Annotated in this window: 23 protein-coding genes; 12 read left to right on the top strand and 11 right to left on the bottom strand. The window is 68.7% G+C overall.

Going from position 1 to position 18,135, the window contains the following annotated elements; translation table 11 throughout:
• Positions 1-45: 45 nt before the first annotated feature.
• On the bottom strand, positions 46-1,413 hold the full coding sequence (locus tag HDC37_RS12380) for an extracellular solute-binding protein (RefSeq protein ID WP_179560703.1): 1,368 nt from the start codon (positions 1,411-1,413) through the stop codon (positions 46-48).
• 222 nt (positions 1,414-1,635) lie between these two features.
• Here HDC37_RS12380 and HDC37_RS12375 point away from each other — a divergent pair, with 222 nt between their 5' ends.
• Positions 1,636-2,787, top strand: coding sequence for a LacI family DNA-binding transcriptional regulator (locus HDC37_RS12375; RefSeq protein ID WP_308472200.1), 1,152 nt, complete (start codon positions 1,636-1,638; stop codon positions 2,785-2,787).
• On the opposite strand, the gene HDC37_RS12370 is transcribed toward HDC37_RS12375, so the two are convergent.
• Entirely contained in the window at positions 2,705-3,070 is a 366-nt protein-coding gene (locus HDC37_RS12370) for a DUF2834 domain-containing protein (protein ID WP_179560702.1), read from the bottom strand. The two genes, HDC37_RS12375 and HDC37_RS12370, sit on opposite strands and share 83 nt — an antisense overlap.
• A 31-nt stretch (positions 3,071-3,101) precedes the next feature.
• Between HDC37_RS12370 and HDC37_RS12365 the strand changes: the two genes are divergently transcribed.
• The gene (locus tag HDC37_RS12365) at positions 3,102-3,674 is read left to right on the top strand and encodes an AAA family ATPase (RefSeq protein ID WP_179560701.1); all 573 of its coding nucleotides are present in this window, start codon (positions 3,102-3,104) and stop codon (positions 3,672-3,674) included.
• Positions 3,675-3,728: 54 nt separating this feature from the next.
• On the opposite strand, the gene HDC37_RS12360 is transcribed toward HDC37_RS12365, so the two are convergent.
• A complete protein-coding gene (locus tag HDC37_RS12360) occupies positions 3,729-5,150 on the bottom strand; it encodes an HNH endonuclease signature motif containing protein (protein ID WP_179560700.1) in 1,422 nt (473 codons plus the stop codon).
• Positions 5,151-5,295: 145 nt separating this feature from the next.
• Here HDC37_RS12360 and HDC37_RS12355 point away from each other — a divergent pair, with 145 nt between their 5' ends.
• Positions 5,296-5,811 (top strand): GNAT family N-acetyltransferase, encoded by a 516-nt coding sequence (locus HDC37_RS12355; RefSeq protein ID WP_179560699.1) that lies wholly within the window; start codon positions 5,296-5,298, stop codon positions 5,809-5,811.
• A gap of 78 nt (positions 5,812-5,889) precedes the next feature.
• Here HDC37_RS12355 and HDC37_RS12350 read toward each other — a convergent pair whose 3' ends face one another.
• The 5 genes from HDC37_RS12350 to msrB form a co-directional block, all read right to left on the bottom strand.
• Positions 5,890-6,996 (bottom strand): acyl-CoA desaturase, encoded by a 1,107-nt coding sequence (locus HDC37_RS12350; protein WP_179560915.1) that lies wholly within the window; start codon positions 6,994-6,996, stop codon positions 5,890-5,892.
• Positions 6,997-7,175: 179 nt separating this feature from the next.
• Positions 7,176-7,379 (bottom strand): cold-shock protein, encoded by a 204-nt coding sequence (locus tag HDC37_RS12345; RefSeq protein WP_124293899.1) that lies wholly within the window; start codon positions 7,377-7,379, stop codon positions 7,176-7,178.
• Positions 7,380-7,517: 138 nt separating this feature from the next.
• The gene (locus HDC37_RS12340; RefSeq protein ID WP_179560698.1) at positions 7,518-7,730 is read right to left on the bottom strand and encodes a DUF2945 domain-containing protein; all 213 of its coding nucleotides are present in this window, start codon (positions 7,728-7,730) and stop codon (positions 7,518-7,520) included.
• 92 nt (positions 7,731-7,822) lie between these two features.
• Positions 7,823-8,383, bottom strand: a complete 561-nt coding sequence (gene msrA / locus HDC37_RS12335) for a peptide-methionine (S)-S-oxide reductase MsrA (RefSeq protein WP_179560697.1) — start codon at positions 8,381-8,383, stop codon at positions 7,823-7,825.
• On the bottom strand, positions 8,380-8,847 hold the full coding sequence (msrB, locus tag HDC37_RS12330) for a peptide-methionine (R)-S-oxide reductase MsrB (RefSeq protein WP_179560696.1): 468 nt from the start codon (positions 8,845-8,847) through the stop codon (positions 8,380-8,382). Before msrB ends, msrA begins: the two co-directional genes overlap by 4 nt.
• Positions 8,848-9,036: 189 nt before the next feature.
• Here msrB and HDC37_RS12325 point away from each other — a divergent pair, with 189 nt between their 5' ends.
• Together HDC37_RS12325 and HDC37_RS12320 are read left to right on the top strand one after the other, a co-directional pair.
• Complete coding sequence (locus HDC37_RS12325) at positions 9,037-9,531, top strand: pyridoxamine 5'-phosphate oxidase family protein (RefSeq protein ID WP_179560695.1); 495 nt, start codon at positions 9,037-9,039, stop codon at positions 9,529-9,531.
• Positions 9,528-10,739 (top strand): NAD(P)/FAD-dependent oxidoreductase, encoded by a 1,212-nt coding sequence (locus HDC37_RS12320; protein WP_374939182.1) that lies wholly within the window; start codon positions 9,528-9,530, stop codon positions 10,737-10,739. The genes HDC37_RS12325 and HDC37_RS12320 overlap by 4 nt, the downstream gene beginning before the upstream one ends.
• 1 nt (position 10,740) lies before the next feature.
• Here the strand turns inward: HDC37_RS12320 and HDC37_RS12315 are convergent, their stop codons facing one another.
• Positions 10,741-11,325, bottom strand: a complete 585-nt coding sequence (locus tag HDC37_RS12315; protein ID WP_179560694.1) for a helix-turn-helix domain-containing protein — start codon at positions 11,323-11,325, stop codon at positions 10,741-10,743.
• A 93-nt stretch (positions 11,326-11,418) separates the two neighbouring features.
• On the opposite strand from HDC37_RS12315, the gene speB reads away from it, so the two are divergent.
• From speB to HDC37_RS12295, 4 genes are read left to right on the top strand one after another with little or no spacing between them, the layout of a single operon-like run.
• Positions 11,419-12,384, top strand: coding sequence for an agmatinase (gene speB, locus HDC37_RS12310; RefSeq protein WP_179560693.1), 966 nt, complete (start codon positions 11,419-11,421; stop codon positions 12,382-12,384).
• A complete protein-coding gene (locus tag HDC37_RS12305) occupies positions 12,381-12,770 on the top strand; it encodes a nuclear transport factor 2 family protein (RefSeq protein ID WP_179560692.1) in 390 nt (129 codons plus the stop codon). Before speB ends, HDC37_RS12305 begins: the two co-directional genes overlap by 4 nt.
• 31 nt (positions 12,771-12,801) lie before the next feature.
• Positions 12,802-14,178, top strand: a complete 1,377-nt coding sequence (locus tag HDC37_RS12300) for a cytosine permease (protein WP_179560691.1) — start codon at positions 12,802-12,804, stop codon at positions 14,176-14,178.
• Positions 14,179-14,184: 6 nt separating this feature from the next.
• A complete protein-coding gene (locus HDC37_RS12295; protein WP_179560690.1) occupies positions 14,185-14,814 on the top strand; it encodes a cyclase family protein in 630 nt (209 codons plus the stop codon).
• Here the strand turns inward: HDC37_RS12295 and HDC37_RS12290 are convergent, their stop codons facing one another.
• Complete coding sequence (locus HDC37_RS12290; RefSeq protein ID WP_179560689.1) at positions 14,815-15,216, bottom strand: glucose-6-phosphate dehydrogenase; 402 nt, start codon at positions 15,214-15,216, stop codon at positions 14,815-14,817.
• A gap of 22 nt (positions 15,217-15,238) precedes the next feature.
• Complete coding sequence (locus HDC37_RS12285) at positions 15,239-15,634, bottom strand: hypothetical protein (RefSeq protein ID WP_179560688.1); 396 nt, start codon at positions 15,632-15,634, stop codon at positions 15,239-15,241.
• Between the two features lie 55 nt (positions 15,635-15,689).
• Here HDC37_RS12285 and HDC37_RS12280 point away from each other — a divergent pair, with 55 nt between their 5' ends.
• The 3 genes from HDC37_RS12280 to HDC37_RS12270 all read left to right on the top strand — a co-directional run bounded on the left by HDC37_RS12280 (position 15,690) and on the right by HDC37_RS12270 (position 18,103).
• A complete protein-coding gene (locus HDC37_RS12280; protein ID WP_179560687.1) occupies positions 15,690-16,205 on the top strand; it encodes a glycine cleavage system protein R in 516 nt (171 codons plus the stop codon).
• Between the two features lie 72 nt (positions 16,206-16,277).
• Positions 16,278-17,393: an NADH:flavin oxidoreductase/NADH oxidase gene (locus HDC37_RS12275; protein ID WP_179560686.1), complete on the top strand. Its 1,116-nt coding sequence runs from the start codon at positions 16,278-16,280 to the stop codon at positions 17,391-17,393.
• 122 nt (positions 17,394-17,515) lie between these two features.
• Positions 17,516-18,103, top strand: a complete 588-nt coding sequence (locus HDC37_RS12270) for a PadR family transcriptional regulator (RefSeq protein ID WP_179560685.1) — start codon at positions 17,516-17,518, stop codon at positions 18,101-18,103.
• Positions 18,104-18,135: the final 32 nt, after the last annotated feature.

Raw genomic sequence — 18,135 nt, 5'->3', positions numbered from 1 at the left:
CGGCGGAGGTGTCCGCCGCCGCAACCTGGGAGCGCGAGCTCATGCCTACTGACCGACCTCGGCTTCGTAGTCGGTCTGGACGGCGCTCAGCAGCCCCGCCGCGTCCTGCTCACCGGCGACCAGTCGCTGCACGTTGGGCGTCCAGCTCTGGGCGTAGATCGCGCCGGTGGCGTTGGCGATGAAGTCCATCGCACCGTCGGCGTCGTTGATCGTCGTCCCGGCGGCGAGGGTCTCCGCGGTGACCGAGCCCTCAGCCACCTCGGGCATGAAGGCGTCGGCCGGCCCCATCGGGTGCGACCCGCCGACCTCGACGGTGATGGTGCGGGCGGTCTCGTCGGTGGCGACCCAGTTCAGGAAGAACGCGGCGCAGTCGGGGTTCTCGGCGTTGGCGGAGATGCCGTAGGTCAGGGGCGCCGACATGGCACCGATCGCGCCGCCCTCTTCGAGCGGAGGCATGACGAAGAAGCCGGCGTTGTCGGGCATCTGGGTGTCGAGGTTGCCCGACTCCCAGTCGCCGCTGAAGATGAAGACGCTCTCGCCGCCGATGAATCGGCTCATCATCTGCGAGTAGTCCATGGAGTTGACGTCGTCGGCGAAGAAGCCCTCCTCGACCCAGCCCTGAAGGTGCTCGGCGGCCTCGAGGTTGTCGGGGGTGTCGATCGTCGCCCCCTCCTTCTGGAAGATCCAGTCGTTGATCGGGGCGGTCTCGCCGTACGAGGCCATGAGCAGCTGAAGCGGGAAGAGCAGACCTCCGGTCGCCCCGCCGTTGAACTGGGCGATCGGGGTGAGTCCGGCGTCGCGCGCGGCGGCGAGGTAGCCGTCGAACTCCTCGAGGGTGGCCGGCGGCTCGGTCATCCCGATCTGCTCGGCGAGCTCCTTGTTGTAGAAGACGCCGGTCATCGAGAAGTTGAGCCCCATCGCGTAGAGAGGGCCGTCGCCGCGTCGGCCTTCGTCGTCGACGCGCAGCTGCTCCAGCTGCGAGGCGGGCCAGTCCGTCCACCCGAACGCCTCGGCGTAGGGGTCGAGGTTCAGCAGCAGCCCGCTGGAGGCCAGCTCCGACATCTGCGGCAGGCGCATCAGGTCGGGCGGGGAGTCCTGCAGCACGCGGGGAGCGTTCTGGGTGATGACGGCGAACTGGTCCTCGCGGATGTCGAAGGTGACATTCGGGTATTGATCGGTGAATTCGTCGGCCAGTTCCTTCGGCAGCGGGAAGCCGGTCTCGATGTACATGTCGAGGACGACGTCCTCCTCACCGCAGGTGGGGGCGCCGTCCAGGGTCGGCGCCGCCGACCCGCCGGAGTCGGCGGTGCCGCCGCCGCCGGGAGGGGCGCAGGCGACGAGCGCGAGGCCGGATGCGGCCAGAAGGCCGGTGGCGAGATAGAGGCGTGACCGGTGGCCGTGTGATTGAGACACCAGTGTCTCCCTTCCGTGGGTTCTGCGAGGCTTGGATCGGGTGTGCGAGGAACGCAGGGGGCTGCGAGGTACTCTGAGCTAACTCGATTCAGCTCCATGCTAAATCGTGTTAGCAAGGATCATCATGACCACCTGCCGGACGTCTGTCAACTCTGCGAATGCGAACTCATCGGGTGTCGTTACCCACCCGTTAGGATCGGCCTGGAACGAAGGACGGATGATGTGACCCGACGCCGTGTGACCCTCGCCGACGTGGCCCGCGCCGCCGGCGTGTCACGGACGACGGCGTCGCTCGTGCTCTCAGACCGTGGCACCGAGCTGCGGATCTCGGAGGCCTCGCAGCAGCGGGTGCGCCAGGTGGCCTCGGAGCTCGGCTACCGTCCCAATATTCTCTCGGCCGACCTTCGCCGCGGGTCCAGCCGCACCATCGGGTTCATCTCCGACACCATCGCGACCTCGCAGCTGGCCGGCGACATGATCAAGGGCGCGCTCGATCACGCTCACCGTGAGGGGTATCTGCTGTTCATCGGTGAGACCGAGGGCGATCTCGCCGAAGAGGAGCGACTGATCCAGACGATGCTCGACCGACAGGTCGACGCTGTCGTCATCGCCTCGATGTTCACCCGGGAACGACCGATACCCGAGGGAGTGCGCGGGCGATCGGTGGTGCTGTTGAACGCTCTGCCCGATGAGGCCGGGGCGGTCACGGCCATCATCCCCGACGAGTACGACGCCGGCCGGCGGGCGGCCGAGCTTCTGCTGTCGGCCGGTCACACCCGCATCCATCTGCTCGGAGCCGGTCCCGCCCGTGATGAGGTGCCGCCTCAGACGGTCGCCGGTCGTGAGCGTCTGGCGGGCATCCTCGACGCGCTCGCCGAGGCCGGGATAGCGCCGGCGAGCGGGCGGGTGTGCAAGGTCTGGCTGCCCGAGGACGGGTGGAAGGCGACGGCCGACCTCATCGCGACCGGGGCGCGGGGCGAGGCGATCATCACCTTCAACGACCGACTCGCCTTCGGCGCATATCAGGCTCTGCAGGAGGCGGGGCTCCGCGTGCCCGAGGATTTCTCCCTCGTCTCCTTCGACGACCATCAGCTGGCGGGTTGGCTGCACCCGGGCCTGACGACATTCGCCATCCCGCATTACGAGCTCGGTCGCCGGGCCATCCAGTTCCTCCTCGACGGCGAGGATGACGCGGTCGCCACGGTAGCCTCCGTCGAGCGGATCGCGATGCCGCTGCGGGCGCGCGGCTCTGTCGGCACGGTCGGCACGGCCGCAGCCGTCTCGGTGGATGTCACGCCGGCGGAGCGGCCCCGTTCGCCGCGCGATGCGCGGCCAGTCTCCGTTCGCGCATCGCGAGGAACAGCGGGAACGTGAACGCGATCGCCGTGATGCCCGACAGCACGATGTAGAGCCACCACCGCTTCATCCCGAGGCGCCGCCCCTCGACCACAATGACGACGCACGCCGCGACGGCGACGACGAGGAGGTCGACGGTGATAGATGACACCGCGGGGCCGCTGGTGACGAGGTCGCCGATGAAATCGCGCATCTGCACGACCGCCCAGACGTTGAAGATGAAGGTGGCGACGAGTCCGGCGATTGCGAGGACGAGGAACGTGATCGCGAGGGGAGGCCAGGGATCGCGGGGGCGGGTCATGATTCGAAGGCTAGCGCCGTATCATCGTGCGGTGCTCGCGTTCGACGATCCGCTGCCCCGGCGCCCGCGCCGGTTCGCGGTTGCGGGGGTGTCGGGGGCGGGGAAGACGACACTCGCGGCGAGGATCGCTGAGATCACCGGGGCGCCGCACACCGAGATCGACGCCCTGTTCCACGGGGCAGGCTGGACCGAACGACCGGAGTTCCTCGGTGACGTCGAGAGGCTGGTGGAGGGGGAGTCCTGGGTCACCGAATGGCAGTACGCGCCGGCGCGGCCGCTCCTGACGGCTCGTGCCGACACCCTGGTCTGGCTCGATCTGCCCTTCTGGACCTGCGTGTTCCCGCGCGTTGTGCGCCGGACCCTCCGGCGGCGACTCCGCCGCGAGGTGCTGTGGAACGGCAACATCGAACCTCCGCTTCACACCTTCCTCACGGATCCCGAGCACATCGTGCGGTGGTCCATCCGCACCCGGCACAAGTACGACGAGCGGATCCCCCGACTGGCGGGGGATGACACGGCTCCGGCCGTGGTTCGTCTGCGCTCGCAGGACCAGGTCGATCAGTGGGTCGATGGGCCGCTGCGAGCCAGCACGCGATCGTCCTGATCCCTCGTCCCCGGCGCTCGTGCGGCATCCTGCCGAACACGTGGCCGGTGACCCTCAGAAGGGTGCAACGCTGTATTCGCCGTGGTCAGTGGGGACGAACGCGACCCGCGATGGGGGATGGCTGTCGTGGGTCTTCCCGCCGGGGCTGGTGAACGTCAGGATGCCGCCGGGCAGCTGTTCCACGTGCCAGTTCGTGGCGTGCTTCAACGTATGGTGTCTCGCGCACTCGTTGCAGAGGTTGTCGTTGCAGCTGGGCCCGCCGAGCGCGAAGTCTTTCGAATGGTCGATGTGGCAGTCCTTTGCGGGCCTTCGGCATCCGGGTGTGCGGCAGGTGACATCGCGGGCGTTGAGGAACCGGGTTTGCGATGGATGGAGCTGGTACCTGTCGACCGCGGTCACGACCCCGGTAATGGGGTCGGTCATGACCCGTTCCCAGATCTTCGCGGTTCCCGCCATCCGCCTCGCCGTCTCCGGGTCGACGGGGGTGAGACCGTTCAGCTCGGCGCCGGAGTTTGTGACTCCGGTGAGGGTGGTGATGGGGATGGTGATCTGCACCTCCGCCTTGATTGCGCCGAGCCCGCCGCTGGTGGGGTCGGTGGGGTCGATCACCGGGGACCCGGCGAGGAGCATGTCCAGGGCCAGGTCGCACCGGATCTCGTCGAGGGTCCGGTCGTCGAACCACGGCTCGTCGTCGTGCCTGGCTTCGGCGTCTTGCGTGGCCTCGGCTTTGCTCGTGCCGTTGCCGATGCTCTTGCCGTTGCCGTTCCTGCCCGTCTTCTCCGCCTCAGTCTGCGCGGCGGCGTATGCGCGCCGTTTCGCGCGGTCGACGTTCTTGACCGTGGTGCCTTGGCCCGTGAGCCGGTGGTAGGCGCCGTGGATGTAGACGTTCCCGCCCACGATCGTCAGGGCCGACAGGGTGTCGTCCAGGTCGGTGACGAACACACGCCGTTGCCGGATGGCTTTGTCGTGTCGTTCTTGGAGTGGCCGCGGGTCCAACACCTCGGCGCGTTGGATGGCGTACTTCTTCGTCCGCGGCACCGTCTGCCGTTCCGCCTCCACCAGCACGATCCGCTCGTACGACGCCCGGTCGGCGGCATCCTCGATCACCCGCCCGGCGTCCTGGATCACCTGCGCATGCGCCCGAGACACCCGCCCCTCCGACAGGGCTTCCATCGTCTGCGGGAACAGCTCCATGAGCTCGTAAGCGTCGTGCATCTGCGTCTGCATCGGCCGGTCATTGACCCGCACGGACATGCCGAGCTCGAGGGCCATGGACCGTAGCGGCATGTCCCGCTCCCGCGACGACGCCGACCCCACCCGCGACCGCTGCTCCAACGTCAACGCATACGCGTCCGCCAGCAATCGGGTCTTCTTCGCCGCAAGCTTGGCCTCCGCCCGCTGCAGTTTCGCCAGCTCGTCCGCGAACACCCCGGCGCGCTTGTCCTCCGCCCGCCGCCGCTTCTCGTTCGCGTCCACTGGAATCTCCGTCTCGATGACCTACTCACATCATCGCAGGGGGTTCCGACATTGAGGAGGCAATTGGGGAAGGGTTGGTAGAAAGGAACTACGATTAAAGGAGACTCTTCGATGTCCGGCGACCTCGACACAGTACGCTCATCCGGTGACCTCGCACAGCCTTCCCGACGGTGCTGTCCTGCGCCGCGCACAACCTGGAGATGAACCGGGCATCCTCGACGCCATCACCGCACTCGCTGTCTACGAACGAGAACCCGATGCGGTCGAGAACACGGTCGAAGCCCTGACCGACTCGTTGTTCGGAGCGGACCCGCGCGTGTTCGCGCATGTGGTCGAACGCGACGGGGCGATCTTCGGCATCGCCATCTGGTTCCTCACCTACTCCACCTGGACCGGAACGCACGGCATCTGGCTCGAGGACCTCTACGTGCACGACGTCGCCCGAGGCCGCGGCTACGGCCGCGCGCTCATGCAGGCGCTGGCGGCGGAGTGCGTCGAACGCGGATATGCACGGTTCGAGTGGACGGTCCTCGACTGGAACGAGCCGTCCATTCGCTTCTACCGGGCGATCGGCGCCCTGCCGATGGAGGAGTGGACCACTCAGCGCCTGAGTGGTGATGCCCTGCACTCCCTCGCGCAGACCTCTCCCGGGCGGGCGTAGCCGCGGGGATCACGCCCGACACGCCGGCAACCGGAGAGCATCCACACCGAGGCGCCGCCGTTGCGCCCGCCGCCCGCCTCAGGCGCGGCGGTACGCGCCCGTCATCGGGCAGTCGAACGGATCGCGCGCCGCGAGCCCGACCCGGTTCAGGTAGGCGATCACGATGCCGTACGAGCGCCACAGGCTGGTCTCGGTGTACGGCACACCCAGCGTCTGGCAGTGATCGCGCACGATCTCCCGAGCCTTCGCCAGGTGCGGGCGGGGCATGTTGGGGAACAGGTGGTGCTCCACCTGGTAGTTCAAGCCCCCCATGAGCACCGTCGCCCACCATCCGCCGGCGACATTGCGCGAGGTGCGCACCTGCTTGGAGAAGAAGTCGAGCTTCGCGTCCTTCGCGATCACCGGCATGCCCTTGTGGTTCGGGGCGAACGAGGCTCCCATATACACGCCGAAGACCGCCAGCTGCACGCCCAGGAAGGCGAAGGCCATACCCAGGGGGAGGAAGAGGAAGACGGGAACGAGCACGATGCCGAAGCGGAGGAAGAGCAGCCCGAGTTCGGCGAACCGGCCCTTCACGGGCTGTCGGCTGAAGAGGTGACGGAACGCGAGGGCGTGGAGGTTCAGCCCTTCGAGGGTCAGGAGGGGGAAGAACAGATACCCCTGTCGCCGGGTGATCATCCGGCGGAGGCCCCGCGCGGTCGCAGCATCCTCGTCGATGAACGAGATCGTGTCGATCTCGATGTCGGGGTCCTTGCCGACCCGGTTGGGATTGGCGTGGTGCCGCGTGTGCTTGCTGGCCCACCACGAGAAGCTCATGCCCACGACGCCGTTGCCGAGGATGAGCGCCAGCCGGTCGTTCGCGGGCCCGGAGCGGAGGATCTGACGGTGCGCAGCCTCGTGCGCCAGGAACGCCACCTGGGTGAACAGGATGCCGAGCGCAGCGGCGATGAGGAGCTGGAACCAGCTGTCGCCGAGCAGGATGAAGCCGGCGATGCAGGCGCCGAAGCCGACCGCGATCGCTGCACCGACGAGGGCGTAGAACCAGCGTGCGCGGGTGAGGAGACCCGTCTCGCGGACGATCTGCGCCACATCGGTGTAGGCACGGGCCATCGGGGGGAATTCCGCTGTGCCGGCGTATGTCTGTCGAACAGGTCCGAGGCGGGGCTCGAGGACGGTTGAAGAGATGGGTCTACCTCGGTTTCGATCGCGACCACTTCGGCCTGGAAAGCCAAAGGCGGATGCCGATCGCTTTCTTCAGGGTACGGACCTTCGTATCCACGAAGCGGTATACGCCCGAGTTCCCAGAAAGCCGTCAGCCGGCGGGGAGACCTGTCGGTCGCCACCGCCGGCTGACGGGATGAAGATCAGAGTGCGCGGATGTTCGCAGCCTGCATGCCCTTGGGGCCGCGCTCGGCGTCGAATTCGACTTTCTGCGCTTCGTGGAGCTCCTTGAAGCCCTCACCGGTGATCGCGCTGAAGTGCGCGAAGAGATCGGCCGAGCCGTCGTCGGGTGCGATGAACCCGTAGCCCTTCTCGGAGTTGAACCATTTCACGGTGCCAGTGGCCATCGTGTCTTTCCTTTTTCTTTTCGGGCCGCGTGAACGACCGGGTGTGCCGCTCCCACAAGTGCGGAGCGGACGTGTTCTGCGCGGCCCCATGAAGACCCGCGAGAAGCCCGTCAACCGTAGCACGGCAACGGGTGCGGATCAGGAGAGCTTTCGCAGCGCAGAGCCCTTGTGCGCGGCTTTGTCTCCGCTCTTCTCGGATTCGACGATGTAGGCGGGGTCGTCGTCACTGGCGGTGAACTTCTGGCCGGCGAACTGGAAGTCCTTCGTGCGGCGCTCGACCACCTTTCCCTGGGTGCGCCCCTGAGACGTGCTCCAGCTGACACGATCGCCCTTCTTGAGGTCCTTGGTCACGGCATCCTCCTTCTCTCACGGGAATGGTCGCGCCCCCGCGGCCGGGGACGAAGCCCTTGACCGCGGGGGCGAAACCTGCGAAGAGAGTCGGATCAGACCGTCGACTCCACCTCCGAGCGGCGGGGGAGGACCCACCCGGCGCGCGGGAAGTGGCAGGTGTAGCCGTTCGGGATGCGCAGCAGGTAGTCCTGGTGCTCGGGCTCGGCCTCCCAGAACGGACCGGCGGGCTCGATCGTGGTGACGGCCTTGCCGGGCCAGAGTCCGGAGGCGTCGACGTCGGCGATGGTGTCGCGAGCGACCCGCTCCTGCTCGGCGGTCAACGGGAAGATCGCCGAACGGTAGCTGGTGCCGATGTCGTTGCCCTGACGGTTCAGCGTGGACGGGTCGTGGATCTGGAAGAAGAACGCCAGGATGTCGCGGAATGTCGTCTGCGACGGATCGAAGACGATCTCCACCGCCTCGGCGTGGCCGGGGTGGTTGCGGTAGGTGGCGTGATCGTTGCTGCCGCCGGTGTAGCCGACCCGGGTCTGCAGCACGCCGGGCTGCCGGCGGATGAGATCCTCCATGCCCCAGAAACAGCCGCCCGCAAGGACGGCGGTCTCGGCGTCGGGAAGCCGGGTGATCGCTCCGGTGTCGGTGGGTCCACTTGTCATGAGGCGTTCTCCTTCTGGGTGTTCTCGAACAGTCTGCGGTATGTGCCGTACCCCTGGGCCTGGAGCTCGGATGCAGGGACGAAGCGCAGCGCGGCGGAGTTCAGGCAGTAGCGCAGCCCCCCGGCATCCCGCGGTCCGTCTCGGAAGACGTGCCCGAGGTGGCTGTCGGCGATCGCCGATCGCACCTCGGTGCGCGGCAGGATCATCCTCCAATCCGTCTTCGTCGCCACCGCCTCGGCGTCGATGGGGCGGGTGAAGCTCGGCCACCCGGTGCCGCTGTCGAACTTGTCGGTGGAGGAGAACAGCGGCTCTCCCGACACCACGTCGACGTAGATCCCCGGCTCGTGGTTGTTCCAATAGGCGTTGCGGAACGGCGGTTCGGTGCCGTCGCGCTGGGTGACCTGATACTGCAGGTCGGTCAGGGCGCTGATCGCCTCGGGTGTCTTGCGGTACTCGCTCGTCACGGTTCCTCCTCGCGCGGCTGGCTGCCGCGTCACAGAAGGGAACCGTCGGCGGGCCGGATTTGGTCCCGCGAAGCTGGGAGCAGCCTGCGAATCCGGTGCTGCTGGCAGGGTGCCGGTCGCTTGTCAACCGGGGGCCATCCGACCCGCACCCGGGATGGAATGGACCTAGACCTCGACGAAAGGGACGCGATGAACGAGACGGCCGCCGCAGACAACGACGAGCAGGCGAAGCTGCGTGAACTGCTGAAGAAGTTCCGCTTCGCCATGGTGACCACGCGGGCGACGGACGGCTCCCTCCAGGCGCACCCGCTCACGGTGCAGGAAGCGGAGTTCGACGGCGATCTGTGGTTCGTCATCGCGCGCCACGCCTCTGCCGTGCAGCACGTCCGGGCAGACCCTCGCGTCGGGGTGTCGTTCAGCTCGAACGATGCCTGGCTGTCGCTGTCCGGTCGCGCCGACGTCGTGACCGACGACACGAAGCTGCGGGAGCTCTGGAACGCAGGGGTCGAGGCCTGGTTCCCGAACGGTCCGGAGGATCCCGAGATCGTGCTCCTCCGGTTCACCGCCGAGGGAGGCGAGTACTGGGACAGCCCCGGCGGCCGGGTTGCGACGCTCCTCGCCTTCGTCAAGCACAAGGTGACCGGCGAGCGCCTCGAGGGTGAGAACGAGAAGTTCGACCTGTGACACCCATCGCGACGGTGACCCGACGACACCGGGTCGTGGTGATCGGCGGCGGAAACGGCGGGCTCTCGGTCGCCGGGCGCCTCGCCCGGCGCGGGGTCTCCGACATCGTGGTCGTCGAGCCTCGCGATGAGCACGTGTACAAGCCGCTGCTGTCGCACGTCGCAGGCGGTACGGCACGCCTGCGTGAGACCCTGCGTCCGCAGGGGGAGGTGACGCCGCGCGGGGTCGTCTGGATCCAGGATGCCGCGAGCGACATCGACCCGGATCGCTCGACGGTGACCCTCGCCGGCGGCGACGTCGTCGGTTACGACCACCTCATCGTGAGCGCGGGCGTGCAGCACGACTGGGAGCAGGTGCCGGGGTTGTACGCGGCGCTGGCCACACCGCAGGTGGTGTCGAACTACGAGCCCGATCTCGCGGCGAAGGCGAGTCTGGCCCTGCGCGACCTGCGCCGCGGCACCGCGGTCTTCGTTCAGCCGGCCGGCCCCGCGTCCTGCGCGGGCGCGGGCCAGAAGCCGATGTATCAGGCCTGCGACTACTGGCGTCGGATCGGCGTGCTCGACGACATCAGGGTCATCCTCGTCCTTCCCACCCCGACCATGTTCGGGATCCCTGAGATCGACGCCGAACTGGAGCGGGTCGTCGCCCGGTACGGCATCGAGGTGCGGTACTCGACCGAGCTGGCGGTCGTCGACGGTGACCAGCGGCGCGTCACGCTCGAATCGCACGGGACGCGCGAGAGCGTCGAGTACGACGTGCTGTCCGTCGAACCCTCCCAGTCCGCCCCCGATTGGCTGAAGGCGACGCCGCTGTCCGCGGCATCCGACCCCGGCGGCTTCGTCGCGGTCGCCGCCGAGACCCTCCGGCATCCGCGATGGCCGAACGTGTGGAGTCTGGGGGATGCTGCCGACACGACGAATTCGAAGTCGGGCGGAGCCCTTCGCAAGCAGAGCTACGTGCTGGCGAAGAACCTCGCCGCCGTGATCGACGGCCGTCGCCCGACGGCGCGCTACGACGGGTACTCGGTCTGTCCGTTCACCGTCTCCCGCTCGACGGTCGTCTTCGCGGAGTTCGATGATCGCGGGGAGCTGAAGCCGACGATCCCCTTCTGGCGGTCGATGTATCGCGAGAACCGGCTGTCGTGGATCTTCGACCGCCGCATCCTGCCCTGGCTGTACTGGCATGCCATCCTGCCGGGGCGGCTCTGACTCAGGCCGAGCCGCTCCACGGTGCGGGCACGATCACCCACAGGACGACCGCCGGGGTGCCACCCTCCACCTCCCAGGTGTGGGGTTCACGACCTGGGAAGGTCAGGGCGTCACCGGGGGACAGCGACACCGTGCGGTCGGCGAATCGCACCGACATCCGTCCCGAGACGACATGGACGACCTCGACATCGCCATTGATGGTGTAGAGCTCCCGGCCTCCATGGGCGTCTGCGGCGAGCTCCGAGCGCAGCAGCTGCACTCTCTGCTCAGAACGCGGTGAGAGGAGTCGATCATCGACGTGAACGCCACCGAGGTTGACGCGGGGAGCTTCATCCCAGGTCACTCGCTGGATCTCGGGTTCGGCGAACAGTGCCCCCATCGGCAGGGACAGCACCTGGCACAGCTGCACGAGCGTCGACACGCTCGGTGAGGTCTCATCCCGCTCGACGCGGCTGAGGAAGCCCTTCGACAGGCCGGTGGTCGTGGCCACCTGCGCGAGCGACATGCCCTGTGCGGTGCGGGCGGCGCGCAGCTTCGCGCCGATGGGCGCGACCTTCTCCTCGGCAGCGGGGTGGATCGCCCTCACCGCTCCTCCTTCCGCGACGCTCTTGACGCACGGCGTGCACGCGCGTAGCGTGCAGCGCAGCAGTTGCGTCCAGAGTATCAAAGGTTTACCAATATGCAACAGGGGTCTTCCCCCGCACCTCGGGGTCCGGTCGACGCGAGCGTGGTTCCGCGCTTCGCCGGCATCGCGACCTTCGCGCGCCTGCCCACCCTCGACGAGGTGACACGCGCGGACATCGCGGTCGTGGGCGTGCCCTTCGACAGTGGGGTCAGCTACCGGCCCGGTGCGCGCTTCGGGCCGGCGCACGTGCGCGAGGCCTCGCGACTGCTGCGTCCCTACAACCCCGCCCAGGACGTCTTCCCCTTCGGATCGCAGCAGGTCGCCGACGCCGGCGACATCGCCGCCAACCCGTTCGACATCGACGCGGCGGTGGCCGAGATCGCCGCCGCCGCCAGAGAACTCGGCGAGCGGGCGGCGCGACTGGTCACGATCGGCGGTGACCACACCATCGCCCTCCCGCTGCTGCGCGCGGTGGCAGAGCGCCACGGCCCGGTCGCCGTCATCCACTTCGATGCGCACCTGGACACCTGGGACACCTACTTCGGCGCGCCGACCACGCACGGCACACCGTTTCGGCGGGCGTCGGAGGAGGGGCTGATCGATCTCACCGCGAGCATGCACGTCGGCATCCGGGGCCCGCTGTACGACAAGAGCGACCTCAGCGACGACGAGCGACTCGGCTTCGCCATCGTGACGACCGACGACATCGAGCGCGACGGCGTGACCCGTGCGATCGAGCGGATCCGTGCGCGCGTCGCGGGCGCGCCCATCTACCTGTCGATCGACATCGACGTCCTCGACCCCGCACACGCGCCCGGCACGGGCACCCCCGAGGCGGGCGGGCTCACCAGCCGCGAGCTTCTGACGATCATCCGGAGTCTCAGCGACCTGTCGATCGTCGGAGCCGACGTGGTGGAGGTCGCACCGGCCTACGATCACGCGCAGATCACCGCGGTCGCGGCCAGCCACACGGTCTACGAGCTGCTCAGCGCCATGGCGCCCAGGGAGGCGGAGTCATGAGGACCCCGACGCACGATGAAGTGGTTCGGGCGGCGGCCGAGATCGTCGTAGCCTTCGCCGCCACCGACGGCGAGCGCTACTTCTCCCTGTTCGCCCCCTCGGCGACATTCCTCTTCCACACCGAGCCGGAGCGACTCGGTGAGCGCGCGGCCTACGAGCGGCTCTGGGAGTCGTGGATCCGCGAGGGATGGCGCGTGCTGTCGTGCGTCTCGTCCGATCCGCTCGTGCAGCTCCACCCCGGGTTCGCTGTCTTCACCCACACCGTGGACACCACGGTGGCGACCGACGGCGGTGAGGAATCCTCCCGCGAGCGGGAAACCATCGTCTTCGCCGTCCAGGGCGCACACCTCATCGCCGTCCACGAACACCTCTCGCCTCTCGGCTGAATCTCCCCTTCTCCCTCTTCCAAGGAGCCCGATGATGTCGCTCTACGCCCGCCTCGATCGCCGTCTGCAGTCCCAGTCCGACGACGCCGGACCCGTCCGCGGGGACTATTCGCTCGGTCGCATCCTGATGATCTGGCTCGCCGCCAACCTCGTGGTGACGACGCTCCTGACCGGAACGCTGTTCGTCCCCGAGGTCGGGTACGGCACGGTCATCGGCCTCATCGTCGGGGGGACGGTCCTCGGCGCCGCTGTGCTCATGACGGTGGGTGCGATCGGAACCCGCACCGGGCTGCCCACGATGGCACTTACACGCGGCCCGTTCGGCACCCGAGGCAGCCTCCTCCCGGTGGCCGCCAACGTCGTGATCCTCATGGGGTGGAGCTGGGTGCAGGCGATGCTCGCCGGGCTCGCCCTCAACTACATCGTCGCGGCGGTGACCGGATTCTCCAGCCCCGTGCTGTTCGCCGTGATCTGTCAGACGATCGTCGTCATCCTCGCGATCTTCGGTCATGCGGGCGTGGCGCGGGTGGAGCCGTGGTTCGCGGCGGTCATCCTCGCCATCGCGGTCTACATCTTCGCCGTCTCGTTCGCGACCTTCCGTCCAGCCGAGTTCGCGGCCATCCCGGCTCCCGAGACGCCGTTCTACACCCCCGGTCTCGTCTTCGACGTGGTGCTCGCCACCGCCATTTCGTGGACGGTCCTCTCGGCCGACTTCAACCGCTTCGCTCGGTCGACCCGCGCCGGCGTCATCGGCTCAGGCGTCGGCTACACCCTTTCGACCGTGATCGCGATGTCGCTCGGAGCGACGGCGATCGGGTACGTGGTGCTCAGCGGAGTGGAGGTGATCCCCTTCGATCCCGCCACCATCGTCGAACCCTTCGGCGCCCTGTTCGCGGTGGCGATCTTCCTCTCCGTCATGGCGACCAACACCATGGTGGTCTACGGGATGGTGACCACGGTGGTCAACGCCGTACCGGGATCGCGCGTGCGGTTCCTCCCTGCGGCGCTGGTGCTGGGTGTCATCTCGATCATCGGTGCGACGTTCTTCGGCCTCCTGGATCAGTTCACCACGTTCCTCGTGACCATCAGCGCACTGTTCGCCCCGGTCTTCGCGATCATGATCGTCGATTACTACCTCATCAAGCGGGGTGACTACGACGAAGACATCCTCCGGCCCCGCGGTGGCCGGTTCTGGTACACCGGGGGCGTCAACCTCCTCGCCGTGGCAGCCTGGGCCGTCGGCGCGATCCTCGCCTACGTGTGGGCGTACGTCTGGCCGCTGCCGTTCGGGGCGACCGTTCCCGCCTTCGTCGTCACCTTCCTGCTCTACCTCCTGGTCTCCCTCCCCACGCGCCGCCGGGGACCCTTCGCCGCAGAACGCCACCTCGCTGCCGTCGGGGCGGACTGAGCCGCCGTGATCCACGATCTCAGCCACGCCGTCACCGACGGGATGCCGGTGTACCCGGGCGACCCCGAGGTCCACATCGAGGAGGGGCTCACCATCGCGGCCCACGGCGTCGACGTCGCCCGGATGTCCATGGGTTCTCACACGGGCACCCATGTCGATGCTCCCTCGCACACTGTGCCGGGTGGCCGGACGATGGCGTCCGTGGGTCTCGACGAGCTCGTGGGCGATGCGATCGTCCTCCGGGTTCAGGTGGGCGAGGGCGAGACCTACGGCTGGCGCGACCTCGACCCCTACGGAACGCTGCCCGCCGCGCTGCCGTCGATCGCCCTGATCAGCACGGGCTGGGACGCGTTCTTCACCGATGATCGGCGGCGCCTGCGGCATCCCGCACTCGATCCCACCGCGGCGCGGACGCTCGTCGACCGCGGTGTCCATGTCATCGCCGTCGACACCCTGAGTCCCGATCGGACAGGTGGTGCGGGCTTTCCCGTCCACGACGTCGTCCTCGGCTCCGATCACCTCATCGTCGAGAACGTCCGCGGGGTGGCGTCGCTGCCCGATCGGGTACGGGTGGGGTTCTTCCCGCTGAAGATCTCCGGCGACGGTGCACCGGTCCGCGCCGTCGCCTTCACCTGATCAGGCGATCCGCTCGCCGCACATGCCGCAAATCCCTGTCGCCGACACCTCGATGAAGCAGTCGGGGCACACGGGTCGGGGCTTGTCGTCCACCACCCGGCGTTGCGGCGTCGCCCGTTCACGGGGGGCACGAGGGGCTCGCGCCTTGCGGGCCGGCGCCGACGCGGCCGGCGGGGGCGGTGCCACGGCGGGCACGTGCGCCGCGCAGTAGAAGCGGACGAATCCGGAGTGATGATTCGGATGACGGTGCTTGACCGCGAACAGCGCGGTGCGTTCCCACGCCGCCACGTCGGCCGGGCACCCCGAGCAGCGTGCCGGATCGCCCGGGGCGACCTCGGCGGCGGGAACGGGGGTGTCGAACGGGAGGGCGTCTCGCCAGTCCGCTGAGGATGCGACTCTCATCTCGGTGAGCCTCCCGGGGGTGTCATCGGCCGTCGGTGTCAGGCGCCGGTGCCGCGTTGTTCATGGTAGGCGTCGAGGCGGTCGGGTCGCTCTCGGGGAACGCCGCGATGATGGACCAGTCGGTGACGCGTCGGAGAACATCGCGCAACGCGATGGCCTCGCTCCTGGCCGCAGCCTGCCCCTCGGAGGCGTGCACGTCGATCGCGAGCGGCGGTGGCTCTCCGAACTTGGGGATCTCGATCTCGATCCACACTCCGTCGCGCAGCGGGATGCGGGGACGCGCGGTGCCGCCGCCGACCACGGTGCTGCCGGTCGCCCGCGCGATGATCGCCAGGGCTGCGAGCTTGTCGACGGCGTCGGCGGCGACGAGAGTGGCGACGGCGGCCTCGTCGGCCGGCACGTCGGGCGGGGAAGGCATGATCCCAGTCAACCAGCCCGGGGCGACGCGTGGCGCGGAGTCGTACGCTGGGTCCATGGCGACCCTCGTGCTCACCCTCGTCGGAACCGACCGTGCCGGCCTCGTGGCCTCGGTGGCCGAGGTAATCGACGCCCACGGCGGCAACTGGGAGCACAGCGAGCTGACCGAGCTCGCCGGCGCCTTCGCCGGCGTGGTGCAGGTGTCGGCGCCCGACGAGGGCCTCGACGACCTGCGGGCGGCTCTGAATGCCGTTCCCGGACTCGTCACGGTGAGTCTTCCCGGAGAGGCGGATGGGACCACTCACGACACCCCCGCGCGCCGGCTGTCGTTCACGGTGCTCGGCAACGACCATCCGGGGATCGTCCACGAGATCTCCGCCACTCTCGGCGTCCATGGTGTGAGCATCGACCGGATGCGGACCGAGACCCGCGATGCGGCGATGGCCGGCGGCCGCCTGTTCGAGGCGACCGTCTCGGCCGTCGTCCCGCCGACGGTCGAGGTCGCTGCGGTCATCGCCGACCTCGAGCGGATCGCGGCCGAGCTGCAGGTCGACGTCACCGCGCGCGACTGAGCGCACCTCGTCTGCACGGCGGCGGGAATTCCCGGCCGCGCCCGCGGCGTTGCGACCTACGGAGGTACCCCCGTGACATCGCCCCTGTTCCGCCCGCTCGCCCTGCGGGGCGTCACCCTGTCCAACCGGATCGTGATGGCGCCCATGTGCCAGTACTCCGCCGAGCCCGACGGACCCGATGTCGGCGCGCCCAACGACTGGCACGTTCAGCACTACGGCTCCCGGGCACTCGGGCGTCCGGGCCTCATCATCGTCGAAGCGACGGCTGTCAGTGCGGAGGGACGCATCTCGGCCTACGACCTGGGCATCTGGAACGACCGGCAGGTGGCCGCACACCGCCGACTCACCCGGTTCTTCCGCGACAACGGCGTGGCTGCCGGCATCCAACTCGCCCACGCCGGACGGAAGGCGAGCTCACCGCGTCCGTTCGACGGCCCGTTCGGAAGCGTCGAGCCTGCCGCCGACTGGCAGCCGGTCGCTCCGAGCGCGGTGGCCTTCGCTCCCGACAAGCAGGTGCCGAGGGCGCTGGACCGCGCCGGGATCGAGGAGGTCATCAAGCAGTTCGCCGCCGCGGCGCGACGAGCACGCGAGGCCGGGTATGACGTCATCGAGATCCACGCCGCCCACGGATATCTGCTGCACGAGTTCCTCTCGCCCGTGTCGAACACCCGCACCGACGACTACGGCGGCTCCTTCGAGAACCGCGTGCGACTCGTGGAGCAGGTGACGGACGCGGTGCGGCAGGAGATCGGCGAGCAGACGCCGATCTTCGTCCGGATCTCGGCCACCGACTGGGTGGAACCGGCGGGCTGGACCGCCGACGACAGCGTGCGGCTCGCGGCCCGGCTCCGCCGGCGCGGCGTAGACATCGTGCACGTCTCGACGGGCGGCAACGTCGCCGACGCGCGCATCCCGGTCGGACCGGGCTACCAGGTGCCGTTCTCCCGCCGGATCCGGCAGGAGGCGGGGATGCTCACCGCGGCCGTGGGGCTCATCCGCGACCCCGAGCAGGCGGAGGAGATCCTGGATGCCGGAGACGCCGACCTGATCGCGCTCGCCCGGGAATTCCTCCTCGACCCCGTGTGGCCGGTGACGGCCGCACGCCATCTGGGGGAGGAGTGGTCGCTCGCCCCCCAGTACGAGCGGGCCGAGGTCCTGGCGAGGCGCGATGCGCGGGCGCCGGTCTGAGCCCTGCGAAGACGTCTCCGCTCACCTGCGAATTCGCTCCACACCCGCCCTCAACGATGCGTAACGACATATCGTTAGGTATCGCTCGACGTCGCGACCGCGACGGAGCGGAGGAGGTCATCATGAGCAACTCATTCTTCGGCGATGCATTCTCGGGACGCGGCGGGTCCGCGTCGGGATGGCCGATGTCGAACATCGCGGACGCCATGGACCAGTTGCGCTCCGCCTTCGAGAAGGGTATGGGAAGCGGTACGTCCGCGCCGCGGATGAACCGAGGCGATGTGCGCACCGCCGTTCTCACCCTTCTCCTGGAGCGCCCCATGCACGGCTACCAGATCATCCAGCTCATCGAGGAGCGCAGCGGCGGCAGCTGGAAGCCCAGCGCCGGTTCGGTCTACCCCACGCTCCAGCTCCTCGCCGACGAGGGCCTGATCGAGGCTAAGGAAGCTGACGGGCGCAAGACCTACAGCCTGACCGAGGGCGGGATCGCCGAGGCGGAGGCCGCCGCCGAACGCGGTGCGCCGTGGGAGTCCAGCGGATCGTCGCACCGCGAGTCGCCGCGGATGACCGCTCTTCCCAAGGCCGGTCTCGACCTGGCACAGGCCGCCGCGCAGGTGGCCCGCTCCGGCTCGTCGGCCCAGGTGGAAGAGGCTGTCGCCGTCCTCGACGAGGCGCGCCGTAGGCTCTACTCCATCCTCGCCCAGAGCTGATTCGACGCCACTCGTGCGTCGGCGTCCAGGAG

This window comes from Microbacterium sp. AK009, from assembly GCF_013410955.1.
GTDB lineage: Bacteria > Actinomycetota > Actinomycetes > Actinomycetales > Microbacteriaceae > Microbacterium.
Note: the sequence above shows the minus strand (reverse complement) of the source record. Positions and strands in the feature narration are given on the sequence as shown.